Genomic DNA, 20,918 nt, shown 5'->3' with positions numbered 1-20,918 from the left:
GGCCCGACCGCCCGGCCGGCGGGGAGCTTCCGCATGGTTCGGCCGGTCCCGGGTAGTTCCGGGGAACGCGAGCGATGCGAGGTGGAGATGGCGGGATCGTGGTTGCTGGGCAACGGCTCCGGCGCTGCGGCGCGGCGGCCGACGGCCGTGCTGGTCGCGGTGCACCAGGACGAGGCGGGGGACACCGGGCCGGGTACGGAGGTGTCGCTGGCCGAGCTGCGCCGCCTCGCCGACACCGACGGGCTGGCTGTCGTCGACGAGGTGGTGCAGAACCGGCCCCGCCCCGACCCGGCGACCTTCGTCGGCTCCGGCAAGGTCGACGAGCTGGCCGCCCTCACCGAGCGGACCGGCGCCGACCTGGTCATCGCCGACGGCGAGCTGACCCCGGGACAGGTGCGCAACCTGGAGGAGCGGGTCGGCGTACGGGTGGTCGACCGCACCGCGCTGATCCTGGACATCTTCGCCGAGCACGCCCGCACCAGCGAGGGCCGCGTGCAGGTGGAGCTGGCGCAGATCGCGTACCAGCTGCCGCGGCTGCGCGGCGACGGACGCTCGATGTCGCGGATCGGTGGCGGCCGGATGGCCGGCGGCGCCGGCATGGGTGTACGTGGCCCCGGTGAGATGCGGCTGGAGACCCAGCGGCGCCGGCTGCGTCAGCGGGCCACCCGGCTGCGCCGCAGCGCCTCGGAGCTGACCCGGCGGCGGGACCGCAACCGGGAGCGGCGGGCCCGCAACCAGGTCCCCTCGGTGGCGATCACCGGTTACACGAACGCCGGCAAGTCCGCCCTGCTCAACCGGATGACCGGGGCGGACGCCCAGGTGCAGGACGTGCTGTTCGCGACCCTCGACCCGACGGTGCGCCGGGTACGCGTCGGCGACGTGCTCTTCACCGTCACCGACACGGTCGGGTTCGTCCGGCACCTGCCGCACCAGCTGGTCGACGCCTTCCGGTCGACGCTGGACGAGGTCAGCCGCAGCGACCTCGCGCTGCACGTGGTGGACGCCTCCGCGCCCGACGCCCTCGACCAGATCACCACCGTGCACGGCGTGCTGCACGAGATCGGCGCCGGCGACGTGCCGGAACTGCTGGTGCTCAACAAGATCGACGTGGCCCCGGCGGAGTGGGTCGACGCGCTGCGCCGCGTCCATCCCGCCGCCGTCGCCGTGTCGGCGCTGACCGGCGCCGGCACGGACGAGCTGCGCGCCGCGCTGGCCGACCGCCTGGCCCGCCGGTGAACCGCTCCGGCGCACCCGATCTCCGCCGGTCCGTGCTCGCCGCCGCCGTGATCGGCGCGGCGGTGATGGCGGCCGTCGACGAGATCGTCTTCCACCAGCTCCTCGGCTGGCACCACTTCTACGACCGCTCCACCCCCTCCGTCGGGCTGCTCTCCGACGGGCTGCTGCACTCGGCCGAGCTGCTCGCCCTGGTCGGCGGCTTCTTCTGGTTCGCCGACCTGCGCCGCCGGGACGCCCTGGTGCCCCGGGCCGCCTGGGGCGGGTTCCTGCTCGGCGCCGGGGCGTTCCAGCTCTTCGACGGCATCGTCGACCACAAGGTGCTCCGGCTGCACCAGATCCGCTACGGGGTGCACCTGCTCCCGTACGACGTGGTGTGGAACGTGGCGGCGGTGGTGCTGTTGCTGCTCGGCGCGTGGGTGACCTGGCGGGTGCGCCCCCGCCCCGGCCGCGACGCCCGGTGACGCCGCTCGCGTACACCGGTGCGGCCGCCGGGCCGGATCCGATGCCGCTCGCGGCGGTCGCGTTGCTCGCCGCCGGCTACCTGCTGGCGGTGTCCCGGGACCGGCGCGGCTGGCGCCGCCGGCGTACGGTCGCCTGGCTGGCCGGCTGCGCGGTGCTCGCGGTCGCTCTCGGCCCGCTGGCCGGCGGGCCCGGCGACCCGCGCGTGCACATGGCCCAGCACCTGCTGCTGGGCATGGTCGCGCCGCTCGCGCTGGCCCTCGGCGCGCCGGTGACCCTGCTGCTGCGGGTCGTCCCGCCGCCGGTCGGCCGCCGGGTGGGCCGGTTCCTGCGGGCCGGGCCGGTGCACCTGCTTGCCCATCCGGTGACGGCGGCGCTGCTCACCACGGGCGGGCTGGCGCTGGTGCTGCTCACCCCGCTCTACGCGGCGGCCGAGCGGAACCCGGTGCTGCACCACGCCCTGCACGTGCACTACGTCGTCGCCGGCTACCTGCTCGCCTGGTCGGTGGCCGGCCCGGACCCGGCCCCGCGCCGGCCGGGCCTGGCGGTGCGGGCCGGCGCGCTGCTCGGCGCGGGCGCCGGGCACGCCGTGCTGGCGAAGTACCTCTACGCGCACGCCGCCACCCTGCCGCCCGCGCTGCCCGACCGGGACGTCGCGGCGCTGCGCGCGGCGGCCCGGTTGATGTACTACGGCGGCGACGTCGCCGAGCTGCTGCTCGCCACCGCCCTCTTCGCGGCCTGGTACCACCGGCGTCGGCCACGTCGGCCGGCGCCCTCCGGCGGCGCGGACCCGTCCGGGCCCGCGCCAGGACGCGCGGCCGTCCGGGTCGGTCCGGTCAGCCGGCGTACGCGTGCCCGGCCGTCAGCCGCAGGGTGAAGCCGCCGTCGTCGCGCTGCCAGGTCACGTGGTTGCAGGACTGGTAGGTGATCCAGAGGCCGAGCCCGCCGGGGGCCCCGTCGGACGCGGGGAGCAGGCCGCAGAACGGGTCGTCCGGCCCGTCGCCGCCGTCGCTGACCGTCGCCACGATGCGGTCGTCGCCGGCCCAGACGCACAGCCGGACCGGCGGCCTGCCGTGGCGCAGCGCGTTGGTGACGATCTCGCTGACCGCGACGACCAGGTCCTCCACGTCGTCGATCGGCAGTTGGCCCTGGTCGGCCTTGTGCACGGCGGCGCGCGCCTCGGCCGCCGTCGGGTCGGTCAGCTCGATGACCGGCGGCCGCGCCAGGAGGGGGTCGGGTACGACCCGGGGGCACCGCCGCAGGTATTCGGTGGGCGGCGTCCACGTCGGGCTGGGCACGTGCCGCCCGTCGGCGGTGGCGAAGCGGGGGTGCGTCCGGGCCACGTCCGCCAGCACCTCCGGCGGCGTGATCCGGGTGTCGTACGCGCACATGCTCCACAGTGGGAAGTCGTCGTAGGCGTGGTTGATCGCCGCCTCGTAGCGGGCCCACCAGTCCCAGGTCGCGCGGAACGAGGCCGGGGGCACCTCACCGATGATCCGGACCTGCCCGGCGCCGGCGGCCACCAGTTCGGCGAGGAGCTCCCGGTAGCTGCGGATGGCGGCGGCGGGCCGGGAGTAGAGGTCGCCGCCGGGCAGGAACTCGACCGGGGTATCGGCCGGCAGCGCCGAGCGGACCAGGCCGCCGGTGCGCTCGCCCAGCACGACGAAGGTCGGCTCGCCCGCCTCGGCGCCGCCGAGCAGGAAGGGCACCGCCACGGCGAGCAGCTCGTCGTCGGTGTCGTAGCGGACGGCCTCGTGGTAGTAGCCGTGGTGCTGGGCGGCCGCACCCGTCCTCATGGCGTGACCTCCACCCGGATCCCGGGCAGATTCAGCAGGTCCACCAGGCGGGCCGCGGCCGAGCGGGGGGTGCGCAGCACGGCGGTCGCGCCGCGCCGGTGCGCGTACTCGGCCAGGTGGGTCAGGGCACGGTGGTCCACGAAGCGCAGGTCGGCCGCCGACAGCACCAGCTCACCGTCGGTGGGCCGCAGGTCGGCGCGGTCCAGGGCGGTGCGGAACAGCTCGTGGTTCGACATGTCCAGCTCGCCGGCGAGCGCGGCGTGCCCGTCGGCGGGCGGCGCGGCGTACAACCGGAACAGCAGGTCCTCGACGTTGCTGCGCGGATGCATGCAGGCCAGCTCGGAGACCGCCCGGTCACCCAGCTTCAGCCGGTGGTAGGCGCACGCGGCCTTGAACGGCCGGGTGCGCATGTAGCGGTCGATGAGGTGTTCGTAGCGGGTGAAGACGTCCAGCTGGGCCGGGGTGCGGACCAGTTCGGTGGCCTCCGCGACCACGCGCAGCCCGCTGTGGCCGGCGGCCAGCGCCGCGTCGGTGGCGGCCGCGTAGGCGGCGACCTGCGTGGCCGGATCGACGACGTGGTCGGGCGAGTAGGTCGAGACCAGGGGGACCACCGCGGCGGCGTTGCGGCGCACGGCGTCGGTGAAGCTCGGCAGGGCGCGCAGCCGCTCGGCCACCAGGTCCGAGGGGCGCGGTGTCACGTACCAGAAGCGCTCGCCGGCGGCGAGGCTCGCGGCGAGGTGGCGCTCCGCCAGGTCGGCGAGGGACTCCGGGTCGTCGTACGACCAGCAGATGTGGCCGCCCGGCGCGGCCCGCCGTTCGCTGCTGGTCATGCTGGTTGCCTCACGGCAACCAGTGTAGGCCGCCCGGGACCGGGCACCCGGCCGGCGATCTGCCGGGACGCCTCGGGCGGCGGCCTGCCGTCCGGTTCGTCGCGCCTGGGCCGGTTCCTCCGGCGGGCCGCTCCGCCGCCGGGGTCTCGCCGACCCGGTCAGCCAGTGCCGGTCAGGCCCTCCGCGCGCCGCTGAGGCGCGCGGTGCGGGGGAAGGACGCCCAGATGTTCTTGGTGGTGCCGGTGGCGTACCAGCCGACGTCGAGGGAGAGGGCGCGGGCCAGCTCCAGGCCGCGCCCGCCGTCGCCGGTGGGCCGGGCCTCGGCGAGCTGCGGCAGGGAGCCCAGGTCGTGGTCGGCGACGTCGAGGATGAGGTACTCGTCGGTGGCGAGCAGCCGGACGACGGTCGGCGGGATCCCGTGGCGCAGGGCGTTCGTGGCGAGCTCCGTGGCGATCAGCGCGACGAGCTCGGGGACCTCGTCCAGGGCCTCGCCCTCACCGAGCACGTCGCCGGTCAGTTCCTCGTGCAGGGACGCCCGCAGGGCGCGCAGGTCCGCCGCCTCCGACAACGTCCACCGCCGCAGCTCGGTGGCCTGCGACGGGGGTGGGGAACTGCTCAGCTGGCCCATGGTCTCGTCCTACCCGATCTCCGGCCGGCTCATGCCCCGGCACAACGGTCAGCGCACCGGGTCGTGGGTGCCCCGGGGCACCCGGGGACGGCAGCGGCGCACCCGCTCGGCGGCCATCCGTCCCCCGACCGCCAGCCCGTGCCGCTCGACCGCCGTCAGGCCGTACGCCCCGCACGTGGGGTTGAACCGGCACCGTCCCGGCCAGTGCGGCGACGGCCCACCGGCGGTTGCCCCGGATCGCCGCCACCCCCGCCCGGTCCAGCACGGGCGCCCGGGTCGCCGTCGCCGCCGCGCATGAGCAGGTTGGCCCGGAAACCGGGCAGTCGGCGGGATCCGGACGCGGTGCGCCACCCCGGTGCCCCCGGGCCGGCGGCCGCATGCCCGGCGACGGTTGCGGGTAGTGCACAGACAATGACCGAGAGGAGAACGCCGTGCCCAGCACCACGATGCCGATGCTCGAGACGTATCCCAAGTCGATCAACCTGGACGGGGCCAAGCTGGCCGCCGTCATCGATGCGCTGAACACCTGCGCCCAGGCCTGCACCGCCTGCGCCGACGCCTGCCTGAGCGAGGACATGGTCGCCGAGCTGACGAAGTGCGTACGGACGAACCTGGACTGCGCGGACATCTGCACGGCGACCGCCCGGGTGCTGTCCCGGCACACCGGCTACGACGCCAACATCAGCCGCAGCATGCTGGAGGCGTGCGCCACCGCCTGCAAGTCCTGCGGCGACGAGTGCGCCGGCCACGCGGGCATGCACGAGCACTGCCGGGTCTGCGCCGACGCCTGCCGCGCGTGCGAGCGGGCCTGTCGCGACCTGCTCGCCACCATGAGCTGACCCGTCCGGGTGGTCGACGTGGTCGACCGGGCGCCGGCGCCGGCATGCCGTACGGGGTGCCGGCGCCGTCCTGTCCGCCGGTGGCCGCGCAACCGGGCCGAACCGGTGACGATACCCCGAGGGGGTATGTATGGTGGTCGTGAGGAGGCGCAGATGCCCCACGAGACGCACCCCGACGACCACCCGCCCCGGCCGGCGGGCGCGCACGCCGGCGAGCCCGCCCACGGCGCGGGCGGACACGGCGAGCCCGCCCACGGCGCGGGCGGACACGGCGGCCACGACAAGCACGCCGGGCACGACCCGGAGATGTTCCGCCGGAAGTTCTGGCTGAGCCTGGCGCTGACCGTGCCGATCGTGCTGACCAGCGACATGGTGATGGACTGGTTCGGCTACCGGCTGGAGTTCCCGGGCGTGGCATGGGTCGGCCCGGTGCTCGGCACCGTCGTCTTCTGCTACGGCGGCTGGCCGTTCCTGGTCGGCGCGGTGCGGGAGGTGCGCGACCGGGCGCCCGGCATGATGCTGCTGATCGCGATGGCCATCACGGTGGCCTATCTCGCGTCGGTGGCCACCGCGCTCGGCGTCTTCGACCTGGACTTCTGGTGGGAGCTCGCGGCCCTGGTCACGATCATGCTGCTCGGGCACTGGCAGGAGATGAAGGCCATCGGGCAGGCGCAGGGCGCGCTGTCGGCCCTGGCGGCACTGCTGCCCGACGACGCCGAACGGGTGACGGCGGACGGCGGGGTCGAGCGGGTCTCCGTGGCGGACCTGCGGGTCGACGACCTGGTGCTGGTCCGCCCCGGCGGGCGGGTGCCGGCCGACGGCCGGATCACCGAGGGCGGCGCCGAGCTGGACGAGTCCATGGTCACCGGCGAGTCGAGGCCGGTCTCCCGCGGCGCCGGGGACCGGGTGGTCGCCGGCACGGTGGCCACCGACGCGGCGATCCGGGTGCGCGTCGAGGCGGTCGGCGAGGACACCGCGCTGGCCGGCATCCAGCGCCTGGTGGCCCAGGCCCAGCAGTCCAGCGGTCGCGCGCAGGTGCTCGCCGACCGCTTCGCGGCCTGGCTGTTCTACGTCGCGACCGTGGTGGCCCTGGCGACCCTGGTGACCTGGGCCGTGCTCGGCGACCTCGGCGCGGCCGTGGTGCGTACCGTCACCGTGCTGGTGATCGCCTGCCCGCACGCGCTGGGCCTGGCCATCCCGCTGGTGATCGCGCTGTCGACCGCCGTGGCGGCCCGGGGCGGGATCCTGGTCAAGGACCGGCTGGCGCTGGAGCGGATGCGCACGGTCGACGCGGTCCTGTTCGACAAGACCGGCACCCTGACCCGGGGCGAACACGTGGTGGCGGGGGTGGCGGCCACGGGGGGCGGCAGCGAGGACGACGTGCTCGCCCTGGCCGCGGCGGTGGAGGCGGACAGCGAGCATCCGCTGGCCCGGGCAATCGTGGCCGCCGGGGCCGAGCGCGGCGCGGCCCGGCGGGCGACGGGGTTCCGCTCGCTGACCGGACGTGGCGTCCGCGCCGAGGTCGACGGCACGGCGTACGCCGTCGGGGGGCCCGCCCTGCTCCGCGAGCTGGGCGCGCGGGTGCCCGACGACCTGGCCGGCCGGCAGGCCGACTGGTCGCGCCGGGGCGCGGCGGTGCTGCACCTGCTGCGACTCGACGGCGACGCGGCCAGCGTCCTCGGCGCCCTCGCGCTGGAGGACCAGGTCCGCCCCGAGGCGCGCGAGGCGATCGCCGAGCTGCGGGCGCAGGGCGTCGGCAAGATCGTGATGATCACCGGGGACGCCCGCCCGGTCGCCGAGGCGGTCGCCGCCGACCTCGGCTTCCGTCCCGGCGTCGACGAGGTCTTCGCCGAGGTGCTGCCCGCCGACAAGGACGACGCCGTGGCCGAGCTGCAACGGCGCGGGCTGCGGGTGGCGATGGTCGGCGACGGGGTGAACGACGCCCCCGCCCTGGCCCGCGCCGACGTGGGCATCGCCATCGGCGCCGGCACCGACGTGGCGATCGAGTCCGCCGGGGTGGTGCTCGCCTCGTCCGACCCGCGCGGCGTGACCGGCGTGATCCGGCTGTCCCGGGCCTCGTACCGGAAGATGATCCAGAACCTGGGCTGGGCGGCCGGCTACAACGTCGTCGCCCTGCCGCTGGCCGCGGGCGTGCTGGCCTGGGCGGGGGTGACGCTCAGCCCGGCGGTCGCCGCGATCCTGATGTCCGCCTCGACGATCGTGGTGGCGCTCAACGCCCAGCTGCTGCGCCGCGTCCGGCTGGCCCCCGGAGAGTGAGTCGTCGATCCTATAGCCGATCAACAAAACTGTCTTGACAAAATAAATTGTCGGTGCGACGCTGTGGTCATGTTCGACATCGCAGTGATCGAGGACCCGGCGGCGGCCGAGGCGTCGCTGGACCCGATGCGGGCCCGGCTGCTGGCCGCGCTCGCCGAGCCGGCCTCGGCGACGATGCTCGCCGCCCGCGTCGGCCTGCCGCGGCAGAAGGTCAACTACCACCTCCGGGCGCTGGAGCAGCACGGCCTGATCGAGCTGGTGGAGGAGCGCCGCAAGGGCAACGTGACCGAGCGGGTCATGCGGGCGACCGCGGCGTCGTACGTGATCTCGCCGGTGGCCCTCGCCGCCGTGCGGCCCGACCCGGCGCAGTCGCCGGACCGGCTGTCGGCGCGGTGGCTGCTGGCGCTGGCCGCCCGCCTCGTGCAGGACGTCGGCGCGCTCGTCACCGGCGCCGAGCGGGCGAAGCAGCGGGTGGCGACGTTCGCCGTCGACGGCACCGTCCGGTTCGCCTCGGCGCGCGACCGGGCGGCCTTCGCCGAGGAGTTGGCGGCCGCCGTCACGGCCCTGGTCGGCAAGTACCACGACGAGCACGCCCCCGGCGGCCGCGACCACCGGGTGGTGGTCGCCCTGCACCCCAGCGCCGACCCCGACGACAGCACCGCAAACGAGGAGCACTGACATGGGACACCATTTCGAGCTGCGCAAGGACGTCGAGCTGGCCGCCACGCCCGAGCAGGTGTGGGAGGCCATCGCCACCGGTCCGGGCATCGACTCCTGGTTCATGGGCCGCACGGAGGTCGAGCCGGGCGAGGGTGGCCGGACCCGCCTGACGATGGCCGGTCAGGTCGAGGAGTCGACGATCACCGCGTGGGAGCCCGGGAAGCGGCTTGCCGACCGCACCGAGCCGGCCCCGGACGGCACCTTCATGGCCCTGGAATACCTCATCGAGGGCCGCGAGCAGGGCAGCACGACCCTGCGGCTCGTCCAGAGCGGCGTCCTCGGGGACAACTGGGAGTCCGAGTACGAGGCGATGGGCATCGGCTGGGACATGTACCTCGGAACGCTGGCCGCGTACCTCGCCCACTTCCCCGGCCGGACCGCGGCCCCGGTCTCGGCGTTCCGTCCGGACGCCGGCGGCGCGGACCGGGTGTGGGCGGCCGTGGCCGAGGCCTTCGGCGTCGCCGGCCCGATCGCCGAGGGGGACCGGGTCCGGTTCACCGTCGGCGGCCTGCCGCCGATCGAGGGCGTCGTCGACCTGGCCGGCCTCCCGACCTATGTCGGCGTCCGCACCGACGACGCGCTCTACCGGTTCCTCTACTCCGGCGCCGAGCGCGGCGACGCCCTGGTCCTCGGCCACCACGTCTTCGCCACCGGGCAGGACCCGGCCCGGGCCGAGCGGGCCTGGCAGGACTGGCTGGCCGCCCTGCCCGTCGGCTGATCCGCCGGCGGGTGGCCCGGCCACCCGCTCCACCACCGCAAGCGGCCCCGCACTCAGCGACGTGCGGGGCCGCTTGCGGCGTGCTGCCCGCGGGCCAGAAGCGGCGACGCGGACGCGCCGGCCTGCCACCCGCCCCGGCGCGCCGTCGGGGCCCGTCCGGGTCGGTCACGAGGTCCCGGTGCCGGGCCGTACCCTGCTTCCGGTCCGACAGGCGGTCGCGGCCGGGGGCGGGGTGTGGCCTGGGCGACACGGCCGGTCGACGCTTGTTGCATATATTTGGCAATTGCGGAATGCTGGCGTTAGTGGCCGGCTGCCCCGGCGCGCGATGATCAAGCCATCGCCGGGGCGTCCGCCCGCTCGTGACCGTGGAGCGCTGCGGGCACGGTCGGCCAGACCAGGACGCCGACCCGGCGGGACGCCGGGCGGTCGTGCGGAGAACAGACCCGGGAGCATGTGATGGGTACGCCTGTGTCCAAGCGCGTGACGGCGATCGCCGCCGCTGGGATCCTCGCCGTGGCCGGCTGCTCCTCGCCGACGACCACGACGACGGGCGCGGGCGGCGCCGGCACCCTCGTCGTGGCGACGGCGGGCGAGCCGGACGCGCTGAACCCGGTGCTGAACTACGGCGTCGACGGCAGCTCCCTGATCTTCGACGGGCTGGTCGCCCGCGACGCCCGCAACGAGCTGGTGCCGGCGCTGGCGCGGGAGCTGCCGACCGTGTCGGCGGACGGCAGGACCGTCACCGCGAGGCTGCGCGACGGCGTGCTGTTCCACGACGGCAGCCCGTTCACCGCGCAGGACGTGGTCTTCACATACCAGGCGGTGCTGGACCCGAAGGTCGACTCCACGCTCCGTTCCGACCTGGACATGCTCGCCTCGGTCACCGCGCCCGACCCGTCGACCGTGGTGTTCACGCTGAAGTACGCCTACGCGCCCTTCCCGCAGCGGCTGGCCCTGGGGATCGTGCCGGCGAAGGCCCTGGCCGGGCAGGACATCAACAAGGCCGAGTTCAACCGCAAGCCGGTGGGCACCGGCCCGTACCGCGTGACGTCGTGGACCCCGGGCGACCGGCTCGTGCTCGCGGCCAACGACAGCTACTGGGGCGGTAGGCCCGCCAACAGCGGCGTGGTGGTGGCGTTCGTCGCCGACGACAACGTACGCGCGCAGCGGATGCGGGCGGGGGAGTTCGACGCGGCGGAGCTGGCCCCGAAGCTGGCCACCGGCTTCGACGGGCAGGCCGGCTACCGGGTGCAGCGGGTGCCCACCGCCGACTACCGGGGCGTGATGCTGCCGATGGGCAACCCGGTCACCGCCGACCTCGCGGTGCGGCGGGCGCTGAACGCGGCGGTGGACCGCGCGGCGATGGTCACCGGCCTGCTCGGCGGGGCGGGCGAGCCGGCGTTCGGGCCGGTCCCGCCGACGTCGGAGTTCGCCGAGCCGTCGATCGTCGGCAAGCCCGCCGCCGACCCGGCCGCCGCGACCGCCGCCCTCGACGCCGCCGGCTGGAAGCCGGGCCCGGACGGGATCCGCGCCAAGGACGGCCGGCAGGCGGCGTTCGCGCTCATGTACCCGGCCACCGACAGCCTCCGCAAGGAACTCGCCCTCGCGGTGACCGCCGACGCGAAGAAGGTCGGCATCAAGATCACCCCCGAGGGCCTGACCTGGGACGCGATCACCCCCCGGATGAAGAGCGACGCGCTCGTCATGGGCTACGGCACCCCGTACGACCCGGACTTCGTCTCCTACAAGCTCTTCGGCTCCGCCTTCGCCGGCCAGGGCTTCTTCAACCCTGGCTCCTACCGGTCGCCCGTGGTGGACAAGGCGTTGCAGGACGGTCGCGCCAGCGCCGACCCGGCCGCCCGCAGGGCCGCGTACGCCACGTTCCAGAAGCAGCTCGCCACCGACGTGCCGTGGGTGTTCCTCACCTACCTCCAGCACACCTACGTGGTGAAGGACGCGGTCACCGGGGTGACCCCACGGGTGGAGCCGCACGAGCACGACGTCGCCAACAGCCTCTGGTGGAACGTCCACACCTGGACGAGGAAGTCGTGACGACGCCCGCCCCGACAACCGCGCCCGTCCCGACAGCCGCGCCGGCCCCGGCGAAGACCACGGCCCGACGCCGGACGCGCCGGATGGCCGGAGCCGGCAAGGTAGTCCGCCGGCGGCTGCTGGTGGCCGTGCCCATCCTCGCCGCCACCAGCGTCGGCATGTTCGCCCTCGGCGCGGCCTCGCCGATCGACCCCGCCCAGCAGTACGCGGGCGCGGCGGCGTTCACCACCAGCGAGGAGAACCTGGCGCAGATCCGCGCCAACTGGGGCGTCGACGACCCGCTGCCGGTGCAGTACCTCCGCTGGGTGGGCAACCTGCTCCAGGGCGACCTGGGCTGGTCCACCAGCCGCCACGAGCCGGTCACCTCCGTGCTCGCCGCCCGCGCCGGCTGGACCCTGCTGCTCGTCGGCGCCGCCCTCGCCCTCGTCCTCGTGGCGAGCCTGCTGCTGGGCACGCTGGCCGCGTACCGGCGCGGGGGCTGGTTCGACCGGGGGCTGCGCGCCACCGCGTACGCCGTGCAGTCGATGCCGGTGTTCTGGATCGGGCTCGCCGCGATCGCCCTGTTCGCCCTCACCCTCGGGTGGCTGCCGGCGGGCGGGCTCACCGACATCACCGCCACCGGCACCGACCCCGCCGACGTGGCCCGGCACCTGATCCTGCCGGTGGGCGTGCTGGCGATCGCCCAGACGCCGTGGTTCGTCCTGTTCATCCGGGACGCCGTCGCCGACAGCCTCCGCGACGACCACGTCCTCGCCGCCCGGGCCCGGGGCCTGCCAGGCCGTACGGTCCTGTTCGGCCACGCCCTGCGTACCGCGCTGCTGCCGTTCCTCACCCTCGTCGGCACCCACCTGCCGGAGCTCATCGGCGGCGCCGTCCTGGTGGAGACCGTGTTCTCCCTGCCCGGCCTCGGCGCGGTCACCGTCCAGGGCGCGCTGGGCAGCGACTTCCCGTTGCTGGCCGCCACCACCCTGGCCACCACCGTCGTGGTGCTGGCCGCGAACCTCGGCACCGACCTCGCCTACGCCGCCGCCGATCCCCGGGTACGCCTCGATGACTGACCTCGCCCTGCCCGTCCGGGTCCGGCGGCCGAAGCCGCGTACGGGCCGGGTCGGTGCCGCCGTCGCCTGGACCGTGCTCGTCGGCGCGGGCCTGGCCTGCCTCCTCGCCCCCGTCCTCTGGCCGCTCGACGAGAGCGCGGTGGACCTGGCCAGCACCCGGCTCGCGCCCTCCTGGGCGCACCCGGCCGGCACGGACGACCTGGGCCGCGACGTGGCCCACCGCAGCCTCTACGGCCTGCGGGTCTCGCTGCTCGTCGGCGCGGTCGCCGCGCTCGTCGCCACCGTGATCGGCGGCCTCGTCGGCGCGGTGGCCGGCACCTTCGGCGGCTGGGTCGACCGGGTGCTGATGCGGGTGGTCGACACCATCGCGGCACTGCCGCACCTGCTGCTGGGCATCTTCATCGTCGCGATGCTGCGGCCGAGCCTGGGCGCGGTGATCCTGTCGATCGGGCTGACGCACTGGCTCTCCACCGCCCGCATCGTCCGGTCGGAGCTGCTCAGCCTGCGCACCCGGCCGTTCATCGACGCCGCGATCTCCGGCGGCGCCAGCCGCGCCCGGGTGATCACCCGGCACCTGCTCCCGCACGTGCTGCCCCGGCTGGCGCTGGCCACCACGCTGATGGTGCCGCACGCCGTCTGGCACGAGACCGCGCTGTCCTTCCTCGGCCTCGGCCTGCCCCCGCACCTGGCCTCGATCGGCAACATGATCAACGACGGGCAGCGCTCCCTGCTCACCGGCGCCTGGTGGGCCAGCATCGTGCCCGGCCTGCTCCTCGTCGTCGTCACGCTGGCCCTGGCCGCCCTCACCGGCCGGTGGCGCGACCGCCTCGACCCGCGCGTACGAGCGGAGCTGAACCTGTGACCACCACCCGCGAGCCCACCGCCGACCCCGCCGGGACCGTCGCCACGGTCGGCACCGCCGCCCCGGCCGACGCCGTTGGCACGGGCGGCACCGCCGCCGACGGTCGGCCCGGCCTGCTGGAGGTCGACGGGCTGACCGTCCGCTTCCAGCTCCGCGACGCCGTGGTGCAGGCCGTCACCGACCTGCACCTGACCGTCCACCCGGGCGAACTCCTGGCCGTGGTCGGGGAGTCCGGCTGCGGCAAGTCGGTCCTCGCGCACGCCCTGCTCGGCCTGCTCCCCGGCAACGCCACCGTCACCGGTCACGCCCGCCTGCGCCCGCCCGCCGGGGCGGAGACCGACCTGGTCGGCGCCTCCGAGCGTTACCTCGCCCGCGCCGTACGCGGCCGGGCGGTCGGGCTGGTGCCGCAGAGCCCCGCCACCGCGCTGACCCCCGTGCGGACGGGCCGGCGGCTGCTGGAGGAGACCCTGCGCGCACACGGGCACACCCGGCGCGAGGCGCCCGCGGCGGCCGAGCGGGTCGCCGCCGACGTCGGCCTCGACCCCGCCGACCTCGACCGCTACCCCCACGAGCTCTCCGGCGGCATGGCCCAACGCCTGGCCACCGCCCTCGCGCTCGCCCCCGACCCGCCGCTGCTGCTCGCCGACGAGCCCACCACGGGCCTCGACCGGCCCCTGGTCGACCACACCCTCGACCTGCTGCGTCGCCGCTGCGACGCCGGCGGCGCCGTCCTGCTCATCACCCACGACCTGGCCGCCGCCCGCCGGGTCGCCGACACGGTCGCCGTCATGTACGCCAGCCGGATCGTGGAACGACGGCCCACCGCGGAATTGTTCGCGGCGCCCGCCCATCCCTACACCGCCGGCCTGCTCGACGCCCTGCCCGAACGGGCCTTCCGGCCGGTCCCCGGCCACCCGCCGATGCTCACCGACCTGCCCCCCGGCTGCGCCTTCGCCCCGCGCTGCGGCCGCGCCACCGACGTCTGCCGCACCCCGCCCGCGCCCTCGGCGGGCCCCCCGGGCCGGGTCGCCTGCCACCACCCGCTGACCCTCGGAGCGCCGGCATGACCAGCACCGCCGGAGCGCCGGCATGACCAGCACCGCCGGAGCGCCGGCATGACCAGCACCGCGCTCGCCGCCCACCACGTCACGGTCTCCTACGGCCGCCGGCGCGTCCTCGACGGCGTCGACCTGCGCGTCGCCCCCGGCGAGACGGTCGGCCTGCGCGGGCCCTCGGGCAGCGGCAAGTCCACCCTCGCCCGGGTCCTCGCCCTGCTGCACGCCCCCGAGGCCGGGCACGTCACCCTCGACGGCCACCCGGTGGCGGGCGCCCGGCACCGGCTGCCCGCCGCCGTCCGCACCCGCGTCGCGATCCTGTTCCAGAGCCCCCGCGCCGCCACCGACCCCCGGCTGGGCCTCGCCGACATCATCGCCGAACCGCTCCGCGCCACCGGCACACCCGAGGCACAGGCGCGGGCCCGGGCGGCGGAGCTGGCCGACCTGGTCGGCCTCACGCCCGACCTGCTCGCCCGCCGTCCGCACGCGGTCAGCGACGGGCAGCTGCAACGCGCCTGCCTCGCCCGCGCGCTCGTGCACCGGCCGGACTACCTGCTCTGCGACGAGGCCACCGCCATGCTGGACGCCTCCACCCAGGCGCACCTCGCGGCCGTCGTCACCGACTACCAGCGGCAGCACGCCGCCGGGGTCCTGCTCATCACCCACGACCCGGCGCTGATGGCCCGCTGGGCCACCCGGGTGGTCGACCTGCCGGCTCCGTCACAGCCCTGACCGCCCGGCAGCCGACCGTCCCTCATGGTGTTCGTCACCGTGACTTCCGGGCAAGCCGGCGGCTAGGGTGACGCTGCCGTGGTGTTCGGGAAGCCGGTGTGAGACCGGTGCGGCCCTCGCCACTGTGATCGGGAAGTCCGCGGCCCTCGTCGTAAGAGGTCACTGGGCGTCAAGCCTGGGAAGGCCGGCCACGGACGCACCTCCCCGTCAGCCAGGAGACCGGCCACGGCACTGCGATGACCCGTCCACGAGGTGTTGGAAGGCGGTCCCGATGCGCGTGCGCGCAGTGCGGCCCACCCTGTCCCGGCGCGTTGCCGCGCCCCTGTCCGTCCTCGTCGTCCTGCTCGGCGCCTGCGCCACGGACGACCCGGCCACGCCGCCGCCGGCCGCCGCCCCGGTCACGCTGACCAACTGCGGTACGCCGGTCACCGTCGCCGCCCCGCCCGAGCGGGCGGTCACCCTGAACCAGCCCGCCACCGAGATCATGCTGGCCCTCGGCCTGGCCGACCGGATGGCCGGCACGGCGTACCTGGACGACGCGATCCTGCCGGAGCACGCCGCCGCGTACGCCGCCGTGCCGGTGCTGTCGGACCGGTACCCGGCGAAGGAGAAGCTGCTGGAGGCGGCACCGGACTTCGTCTACGCCTCGTTCCACAGTGCCTTCGGCGACGAGGGCGTCGGCGACCGCGCCGCGCTCGCGGGACTCGGCATCGGCACGTACCTCTCGCCGGCCGGGTGCCCGAAGCAGCACCGGCCGGCGAAGCTGACCGTCGAGGACGTGTTCGCCGAGATCCGGGACGTGGCGGCCGTCTTCGGGGTGCCGGAGCGGGCCGAGCAGCTCATCGCCGACCAGCGGGCCCGGATCGCCACGGCCGCCGCCCGGATCGGCGGCGTACGGGACGTGTCCGTGCTCTGGTGGGACGCCGGCACCGACGCCCCGAGTGTGGGCGCCTGCTGCGGCGGCCCCAACATGATCATGTCGGCGGTCGGGGTGCGGAACGTGTTCGCCGACCTCGGCGGCGGCTGGGCCGACACCAGCTGGGAGGCGGTCGTCGACCGCGATCCCGACGTGATCGTGCTGGTCGACGCGGGCTGGGACGCGGCCGCCGCGAAGCGGGCCTTCCTCACCCGGCATCCCAGCCTGAAGGACCTGCCCGCGGTGGCCGGGCAGCGGTTCGTCGTCGTCCCGTTCTCGTCCACCTCCGCCGGGGTGCGCGTCGTGCTCGGCGTCGAGGCGCTCGCCGCGGGCGTGGCGCAGCTGCCCGCCGGGGCGGACCGCTGACCGCCGTGGCCGGCCGCACCGCCCCCGGTCCGGCCCGCCGTACCGCCCCCGCCGGGGCCCGCGCGGCCCACCCGGTCGGCCTGGCGGCGCTGCTGGTGGCGTTGCTGGCCGGGCTGGTCGTGTCGATCGGCGCGGCCGTCACCGTCGGTCCGGCCGACATTCCCGTGTCGACGGTCTGGTCGGTCGTGGCCGACCGCCTGGGGCTCCCGCACGCCGAGGTGCCGCTGCTGCGCGAGCACATCGTCTGGCGGCTGCGCCTGCCCCGGGTGCTCGGGGCCGCCGCGGTGGGGGGCGGGCTGGCGGCCGCCGGCGCCGTGATGCAGACCGTCACCCGCAATCCGCTGGCCGACCCGTACCTGCTCGGGGTCTCCTCCGGGGCGTCGCTCGGCGCGGTCGCGGTCCTCGTCCTGGGCTTCGGCGGCGGGGCCGCCGCGCTCACCGGGGGCGCCTTCGCCGGGGCGCTCGCGGCGTTCGTGGTCGTCGCCGCGGTGGCCGGCCCGCAGGCCGCCCTGGCCCCCACCAGGGTGGTGCTGGCGGGCGTGGCCGTCGCGCAGCTCTGCGGGGCGGCGACCTCCTTCGTCATCATCTGGGTCGCCGACCCGCACGCCACCCAGAGCATCACCTTCTGGCTCTCCGGCTCGTTGGCCCGCGTCGACTGGGCCGCCCTGGCCTGGGCCGCGCCGGTCCTGGCCGCCGTGCTCGCCCTGGTGGCGGCGTACGCCCGCACGCTCAACGCGTTCGCCTTCGGCGAGGACGCCGCGGCGACCCTCGGCGTCCCGGTCACCCGGGTCCGATGGCTGCTGCTGGTCGCCACCGCGCTGCTCACCGCGGCGCTGGTCGCCGTCAGCGGCGCGGTGGGCTTCGTCGGGCTGATCCTGCCGCACGCCGCCCGGTTCCTCACCGGGGCGGACCACCGGCGCCTGCTGCCCGTCGTCGTCCTCGCCGGCGCGATCTTCCTGGTCTGGGTGGACACCGCCGCGCGGACCCTCTTCGCGCCCCGGGAACTGCCGGTCGGCGTGCTGACGGCCCTGCTCGGCGTGCCCGCCTTCGTGGTGCTGCTGCACCGGCGGAAGTTGCGTGGCTGATGCTCACCGTCACCGGCGTCTCCTGGTCCGTCGCGGCCCGGCGGATCCTCGACGACGTCACCTGCGCGGTGCCGGCGGGCAGCCTCGTCGGGCTGCTCGGCCCCAACGGCTGCGGCAAGACCACCCTGCTGCGGATCGTCGCCCGGCTCGCCGCGCCGGACGCCGGGCTGGTCACGGTCGACGGCGACGACGTCGCCACCCTGCCCCGGGCCACGCTGGCCCGCCGTGCCGCGCTGCTCGCCCAGCACGCTGACACGGACCTGGACCTCACCGTCGGCGAGGTGGTGCTGCTCGGCCGTACGCCGCATCGCGGCTCGCGCTGGTCCGACAGCGCCGCCGACCGCGCCGCCGCGGCGGACGCGCTGGCCCGGGTGGACCTGGACGGGTACGCCGACCGCCGCTGGCACACCCTCTCCGGCGGCGAGCGGCAGCGGGTGCAGCTGGCCCGCGCCCTGGCCCAGCAACCGCTGCTGCTGTTGCTCGACGAGCCCACCAACCACCTCGACATCGGCCACCAGCTGCACCTGCTGCACCTGGTCCGCCGCTCCGGGGTCACCTCCCTGGCCGCGCTGCACGACCTCAACCTGGCCGCCATGTTCTGCGACGCGGTGGTCGTCCTGGCCGCCGGGCGGGTCGTCGCCGCCGGCACGCCCGCCGAGGTCCTCACCCCCGGGTTGCTCGCCGAGGTCTACGGGGTGCGGGCCGACGTCGTGGCGCACCCGACCACCGGAGGGCCCGCCATCACCTACCACCCGCCCGCGCCATGACCGTCGCACCGGGGTGCCTCGTCACCGTCTGCCGCGACTGCTGCTGCGGCAGCGCCCGCAAGCACCCGTCCGTCGACCACGACGCGCAGCTGCGGCGGCTGCGCGCCGGGCTGCCTGCACCGCACCGGGTACGGATCAGCGCCTGCCTCGACCTATGCGCGCAGTCCAACCTGGTCGTCGTGCACCCCACCCCGGCGGCACGCCGCGCCGGCGCGCGGCCGGTCTGGTTCGGCCTGGTCCTGGACGACGCCGTCGTCGACGACATCACCGGATGGGTCCGGGCCGGCGGGCCGGGCGTGGCGCCGCTGCCCGCCGCGCTGGAGCTGTCGGTGGTCGCCCCGGCGTTCGACCCCGGCCGGTGAGGCGGCCTCAGGCGGTCCCCGCCGCACCGGCCCGACCGTCGCGGGTCCTCGCCGCCGGGCCGCCGCCGGTCGGGCCGCCGTCGCCGGTCGGGCCGTCGTCGCCGGTCGGGCCGTCGTCGCCGGTCGGGCCGTCGTCGCCGGTCGGGCCGTCGTCGGCGCGGCCGGTGGCGGTGGGATCGGCGCGGCCGGCGGCGGCGAGGAAGGCGTTGTAGCGGGCCAGGTCGTCCGGCTCGCCGCTGGCCTCGGCGCGCGCGGCGGCCCGGTCGAGGCGGGCCTGTTCCCGCCGGTCGGCGCGGATCCACTGGCGGACCAGCACGACCAGGACGACCGCGGCGGGGATCTCCCCGAACGCCCAGGCGATGCCCGCGCCCAGCTTCTGGTCCTCGATCAGCGACGACGCCCAGTCGGGGTGGACGGCGACGTACCAGTCCGGGGCGATGAGGGTGGTGGTCTGCATCAGCACGAGGCCGAAGAAGCCGTGCGCCATCATCGACGCGAGGTGGATGATCACCAGGAGGGGGTGGGCGAGCCTCGGCCGGCCCGGGTCGACCCCGACGAGCACCCAGAACAGCAGGTACCCGGCGACCACGAAGTGGGTGAGCATGGCCAGGTGGCCGAGGTGGGAGCGCATCAGCGTACCGAGCAGGTCGCTGAGGTAGAGGCCGAAGAGGCTGCCGGCGTAGATGCCCAGCGCGACCAGGGGGTGGGTGAGCAGCCTCGCGGGCCGGCTGTGCAGCGCCAGCAGCAGCCACTCCCGGGCGCCGCGGACCTGCGGGTCGGCGGGGCGACGCAGGGCGCGCAGCGCGAGGGTGACCGGTGCGCCGCCGACGAGCAGGATCGGCACCAGCATCGACAGCACCATGTGCTGCACCATGTGGGCGCTGAACAGCACGTACGCGTAGCGGGCCACGCCCAGGTTGGTGACGGCGGCCAGCAGCAGCAGGCCGGCCGACCAGCTCGCGGTCCGGGCCACCGGCCAGCGGTGGCCGGCCCGGTGCAGCCGCCACACCCCGGCCAGGTAGCCACCGATGCCGAGGACGGTGAGGGTCAGGAAGAACATGTCCGGCAGCGGCTGGCCGATCAGCCGTTCCGGGGTCGGCGCGGCGGGCATCGGGAAGCCGAGCAGCTCGGTGATCGGATCGGCGTCGAGCGGGTCCTGGGTCACCGGGGTGGGGCTGCGGGACAACGCCACCGCCAGCCCGACGGTGGCGGCGAACACGACCAGCTCGCCGGCGGCCAGCCGGGCGAACGCGCCGCGTCGGCCCGCGCGCAGGGCCGGCAGGGTCCGCGACCGGTGCACGGCGCCCAGGGCGCCCAGCACCGCCAGGGCGACGAGCTTGCCGAGGACCAGCCAGCCGTACCGGGACTGCCAGAGCTGGGCCACGTCGCCGAGGCGTACGGCGGCGTTGGCCGACCCGCTCACCGCGACGGCCACGAAGCAGCCCAGGGCGAGGCGGCCGTACCGGTCGGCGGCGTCGGCTAGCTGTCGGCTGCGGCGGACCATCAGCAGCGCCACCAGCCCGCCGACCCAGAGGGCGGCGGCCAGCACGTGCAGGGCGAGGCTGGACACCGCGATCTGGTGGTTGCCCGCCCCGGCGGCGTGCCCGGTGAACGCCGGCGGCAGCACCCCGACCAGCGCGATCGACGCCGCCGCGGCGGCGAGCCCGCGCGACACCCCCACCCGGGCCAGCACCGCCACCGCCAGCGCCAGCCCCGCCTGGAGCAGCAGCGCCTGCCCCTGCGAGATCGAGGTGGCGAAGCTGACCACGGTGGCGGCGCCGAGCCCGTCCACGGGGACGCCGAGCAGGTCCGACACCGTCAGCACGATCAGCGCCACCGCGGCCACCGCCCAGGCCGCGGCCGCCGCGCCCGCGCGACGCAGCAGCAGCCAGCCGTACGCCGAGACGCTCCGCCCGTCGCCGGGCAGCAGGAACGCCGCGGTCACCGCCATCCCTACCGTCAGGGTCGCGAGGCCGTCGGCGAGCAGTCGGACCACGGGCAGCGCCCACGCCGTGACCGGCCCCGGATCCGGCAGCCCGGGGATCGCGACCGCGAGCGCGTCGCCGGCGCGCAGGCCGAGCAGGAGCACGGCCACCGCCGACGCCACGGCCGCGACGGGCACGAGCCACGCGGCACGGCCCCGGGCGCCGGGGTGTCGGG

The 20,918-nt window shown here is 76.0% G+C and carries 21 protein-coding genes and 1 riboswitch; of the genes, 16 read left to right on the top strand and 5 right to left on the bottom strand.

Annotation, left to right across the window (positions count from 1 at the left end):
• Positions 1-87 precede the first annotated feature (87 nt).
• Genes hflX through ACSNN9_RS05300 form a run of 3 tightly spaced genes read left to right on the top strand, consistent with a single transcriptional unit; the run spans position 88 to position 2,572 of the window.
• Complete coding sequence (gene hflX, locus ACSNN9_RS05310; RefSeq protein ID WP_436671493.1) at positions 88-1,236, top strand: GTPase HflX; 1,149 nt, start codon at positions 88-90, stop codon at positions 1,234-1,236.
• Complete coding sequence (locus ACSNN9_RS05305; RefSeq protein ID WP_436671492.1) at positions 1,233-1,697, top strand: DUF2243 domain-containing protein; 465 nt, start codon at positions 1,233-1,235, stop codon at positions 1,695-1,697. The genes hflX and ACSNN9_RS05305 overlap by 4 nt, the downstream gene beginning before the upstream one ends.
• Entirely contained in the window at positions 1,694-2,572 is an 879-nt protein-coding gene (locus ACSNN9_RS05300; protein ID WP_436671491.1) for a cytochrome c oxidase assembly protein, read from the top strand. Before ACSNN9_RS05305 ends, ACSNN9_RS05300 begins: the two co-directional genes overlap by 4 nt.
• Here the strand turns inward: ACSNN9_RS05300 and ACSNN9_RS05295 are convergent.
• The 4 genes from ACSNN9_RS05295 to yidD all read right to left on the bottom strand — a co-directional run bounded on the left by ACSNN9_RS05295 (position 2,532) and on the right by yidD (position 5,300).
• Entirely contained in the window at positions 2,532-3,491 is a 960-nt protein-coding gene (locus tag ACSNN9_RS05295) for an anti-sigma factor RsbA family regulatory protein (RefSeq protein ID WP_436671490.1), read from the bottom strand. The genes ACSNN9_RS05300 and ACSNN9_RS05295 overlap by 41 nt on opposite strands.
• Positions 3,488-4,321, bottom strand: coding sequence for an MEDS domain-containing protein (locus ACSNN9_RS05290; RefSeq protein WP_436671489.1), 834 nt, complete (start codon positions 4,319-4,321; stop codon positions 3,488-3,490). Before ACSNN9_RS05290 ends, ACSNN9_RS05295 begins: the two co-directional genes overlap by 4 nt.
• A gap of 172 nt (positions 4,322-4,493) precedes the next feature.
• Complete coding sequence (locus ACSNN9_RS05285) at positions 4,494-4,949, bottom strand: ATP-binding protein (protein ID WP_436671488.1); 456 nt, start codon at positions 4,947-4,949, stop codon at positions 4,494-4,496.
• 48 nt (positions 4,950-4,997) lie between these two features.
• Positions 4,998-5,300 (bottom strand): membrane protein insertion efficiency factor YidD, encoded by a 303-nt coding sequence (gene yidD / locus ACSNN9_RS05280; protein ID WP_436671487.1) that lies wholly within the window; start codon positions 5,298-5,300, stop codon positions 4,998-5,000.
• An 80-nt stretch (positions 5,301-5,380) separates the two neighbouring features.
• Here yidD and ACSNN9_RS05275 point away from each other — a divergent pair, with 80 nt between their 5' ends.
• The 13 genes from ACSNN9_RS05275 (at position 5,381) to ACSNN9_RS05215 (ending at position 18,758) form a co-directional block, all read left to right on the top strand.
• Entirely contained in the window at positions 5,381-5,788 is a 408-nt protein-coding gene (locus tag ACSNN9_RS05275) for a four-helix bundle copper-binding protein (protein WP_436671486.1), read from the top strand.
• A gap of 153 nt (positions 5,789-5,941) precedes the next feature.
• On the top strand, positions 5,942-8,065 hold the full coding sequence (locus tag ACSNN9_RS05270; RefSeq protein WP_436671485.1) for a heavy metal translocating P-type ATPase: 2,124 nt from the start codon (positions 5,942-5,944) through the stop codon (positions 8,063-8,065).
• Positions 8,066-8,134: 69 nt separating this feature from the next.
• On the top strand, positions 8,135-8,743 hold the full coding sequence (locus ACSNN9_RS05265; RefSeq protein WP_436671484.1) for an ArsR/SmtB family transcription factor: 609 nt from the start codon (positions 8,135-8,137) through the stop codon (positions 8,741-8,743).
• Position 8,744: 1 nt separating this feature from the next.
• Positions 8,745-9,503: an SRPBCC family protein gene (locus ACSNN9_RS05260; RefSeq protein ID WP_436671483.1), complete on the top strand. Its 759-nt coding sequence runs from the start codon at positions 8,745-8,747 to the stop codon at positions 9,501-9,503.
• A gap of 456 nt (positions 9,504-9,959) precedes the next feature.
• A complete protein-coding gene (locus ACSNN9_RS05255; protein WP_436671482.1) occupies positions 9,960-11,555 on the top strand; it encodes an ABC transporter substrate-binding protein in 1,596 nt (531 codons plus the stop codon).
• Positions 11,556-11,638: 83 nt separating this feature from the next.
• The gene (locus tag ACSNN9_RS05250; protein WP_436671481.1) at positions 11,639-12,613 is read left to right on the top strand and encodes an ABC transporter permease; all 975 of its coding nucleotides are present in this window, start codon (positions 11,639-11,641) and stop codon (positions 12,611-12,613) included.
• Positions 12,606-13,475: an ABC transporter permease gene (locus ACSNN9_RS05245; RefSeq protein WP_436671480.1), complete on the top strand. Its 870-nt coding sequence runs from the start codon at positions 12,606-12,608 to the stop codon at positions 13,473-13,475. Before ACSNN9_RS05250 ends, ACSNN9_RS05245 begins: the two co-directional genes overlap by 8 nt.
• Entirely contained in the window at positions 13,472-14,542 is a 1,071-nt protein-coding gene (locus ACSNN9_RS05240; protein WP_436671479.1) for an ABC transporter ATP-binding protein, read from the top strand. The genes ACSNN9_RS05245 and ACSNN9_RS05240 overlap by 4 nt, the downstream gene beginning before the upstream one ends.
• 48 nt (positions 14,543-14,590) lie before the next feature.
• Positions 14,591-15,262, top strand: coding sequence for an ABC transporter ATP-binding protein (locus tag ACSNN9_RS05235; RefSeq protein ID WP_436671478.1), 672 nt, complete (start codon positions 14,591-14,593; stop codon positions 15,260-15,262).
• A gap of 62 nt (positions 15,263-15,324) precedes the next feature.
• Positions 15,325-15,504, top strand: a riboswitch (cobalamin riboswitch).
• Between the two features lie 29 nt (positions 15,505-15,533).
• Positions 15,534-16,544 (top strand): ABC transporter substrate-binding protein, encoded by a 1,011-nt coding sequence (locus tag ACSNN9_RS05230; protein WP_436671477.1) that lies wholly within the window; start codon positions 15,534-15,536, stop codon positions 16,542-16,544.
• A 5-nt stretch (positions 16,545-16,549) separates the two neighbouring features.
• On the top strand, positions 16,550-17,629 hold the full coding sequence (locus ACSNN9_RS05225) for a FecCD family ABC transporter permease (protein ID WP_436671476.1): 1,080 nt from the start codon (positions 16,550-16,552) through the stop codon (positions 17,627-17,629).
• On the top strand, positions 17,629-18,396 hold the full coding sequence (locus ACSNN9_RS05220; RefSeq protein ID WP_436671475.1) for an ABC transporter ATP-binding protein: 768 nt from the start codon (positions 17,629-17,631) through the stop codon (positions 18,394-18,396). Before ACSNN9_RS05225 ends, ACSNN9_RS05220 begins: the two co-directional genes overlap by 1 nt.
• Positions 18,393-18,758 (top strand): hypothetical protein, encoded by a 366-nt coding sequence (locus ACSNN9_RS05215; protein WP_436671474.1) that lies wholly within the window; start codon positions 18,393-18,395, stop codon positions 18,756-18,758. Before ACSNN9_RS05220 ends, ACSNN9_RS05215 begins: the two co-directional genes overlap by 4 nt.
• Positions 18,759-18,765: 7 nt before the next feature.
• Here ACSNN9_RS05215 and ACSNN9_RS05210 read toward each other — a convergent pair.
• Positions 18,766-20,918, bottom strand: a 2,153-nt coding sequence (locus ACSNN9_RS05210; protein WP_436671473.1) for a cytochrome c oxidase assembly protein, incomplete at its 5' end; no start/stop codon positions are given.

It is taken from the genome of Micromonospora sp. URMC 107 (assembly GCF_051386315.1).
Classification (GTDB): domain Bacteria; phylum Actinomycetota; class Actinomycetes; order Mycobacteriales; family Micromonosporaceae; genus Micromonospora.
Note: the sequence above shows the minus strand (reverse complement) of the source record. Positions and strands in the feature narration are given on the sequence as shown.

Bases quoted from the DNA above. Each gene is read 5' to 3' on its own strand.
- hflX (WP_436671493.1), top strand. From the start codon at position 88: ATGGCGGGATCGTGGTTGCTGGGCAACGGCTCCGGCGCTGCGGCGCGG.
- ACSNN9_RS05295 (WP_436671490.1), bottom strand. From the start codon at position 3,491: ATGAGGACGGGTGCGGCCGCCCAGCACCACGGCTACTACCACGAGGCC.
- ACSNN9_RS05290 (WP_436671489.1), bottom strand. From the start codon at position 4,321: ATGACCAGCAGCGAACGGCGGGCCGCGCCGGGCGGCCACATCTGCTGG.
- ACSNN9_RS05285 (WP_436671488.1), bottom strand. From the start codon at position 4,949: ATGGGCCAGCTGAGCAGTTCCCCACCCCCGTCGCAGGCCACCGAGCTG.
- ACSNN9_RS05270 (WP_436671485.1), top strand. From the start codon at position 5,942: ATGCCCCACGAGACGCACCCCGACGACCACCCGCCCCGGCCGGCGGGC.
- ACSNN9_RS05265 (WP_436671484.1), top strand. From the start codon at position 8,135: ATGTTCGACATCGCAGTGATCGAGGACCCGGCGGCGGCCGAGGCGTCG.
- ACSNN9_RS05260 (WP_436671483.1), top strand. From the start codon at position 8,745: ATGGGACACCATTTCGAGCTGCGCAAGGACGTCGAGCTGGCCGCCACG.
- ACSNN9_RS05255 (WP_436671482.1), top strand. From the start codon at position 9,960: ATGGGTACGCCTGTGTCCAAGCGCGTGACGGCGATCGCCGCCGCTGGG.
- ACSNN9_RS05250 (WP_436671481.1), top strand. From the start codon at position 11,639: ATGGCCGGAGCCGGCAAGGTAGTCCGCCGGCGGCTGCTGGTGGCCGTG.
- ACSNN9_RS05245 (WP_436671480.1), top strand. From the start codon at position 12,606: ATGACTGACCTCGCCCTGCCCGTCCGGGTCCGGCGGCCGAAGCCGCGT.
- ACSNN9_RS05235 (WP_436671478.1), top strand. From the start codon at position 14,591: ATGACCAGCACCGCGCTCGCCGCCCACCACGTCACGGTCTCCTACGGC.
- ACSNN9_RS05230 (WP_436671477.1), top strand. From the start codon at position 15,534: ATGCGCGTGCGCGCAGTGCGGCCCACCCTGTCCCGGCGCGTTGCCGCG.
- ACSNN9_RS05220 (WP_436671475.1), top strand. From the start codon at position 17,629: ATGCTCACCGTCACCGGCGTCTCCTGGTCCGTCGCGGCCCGGCGGATC.
- ACSNN9_RS05215 (WP_436671474.1), top strand. From the start codon at position 18,393: ATGACCGTCGCACCGGGGTGCCTCGTCACCGTCTGCCGCGACTGCTGC.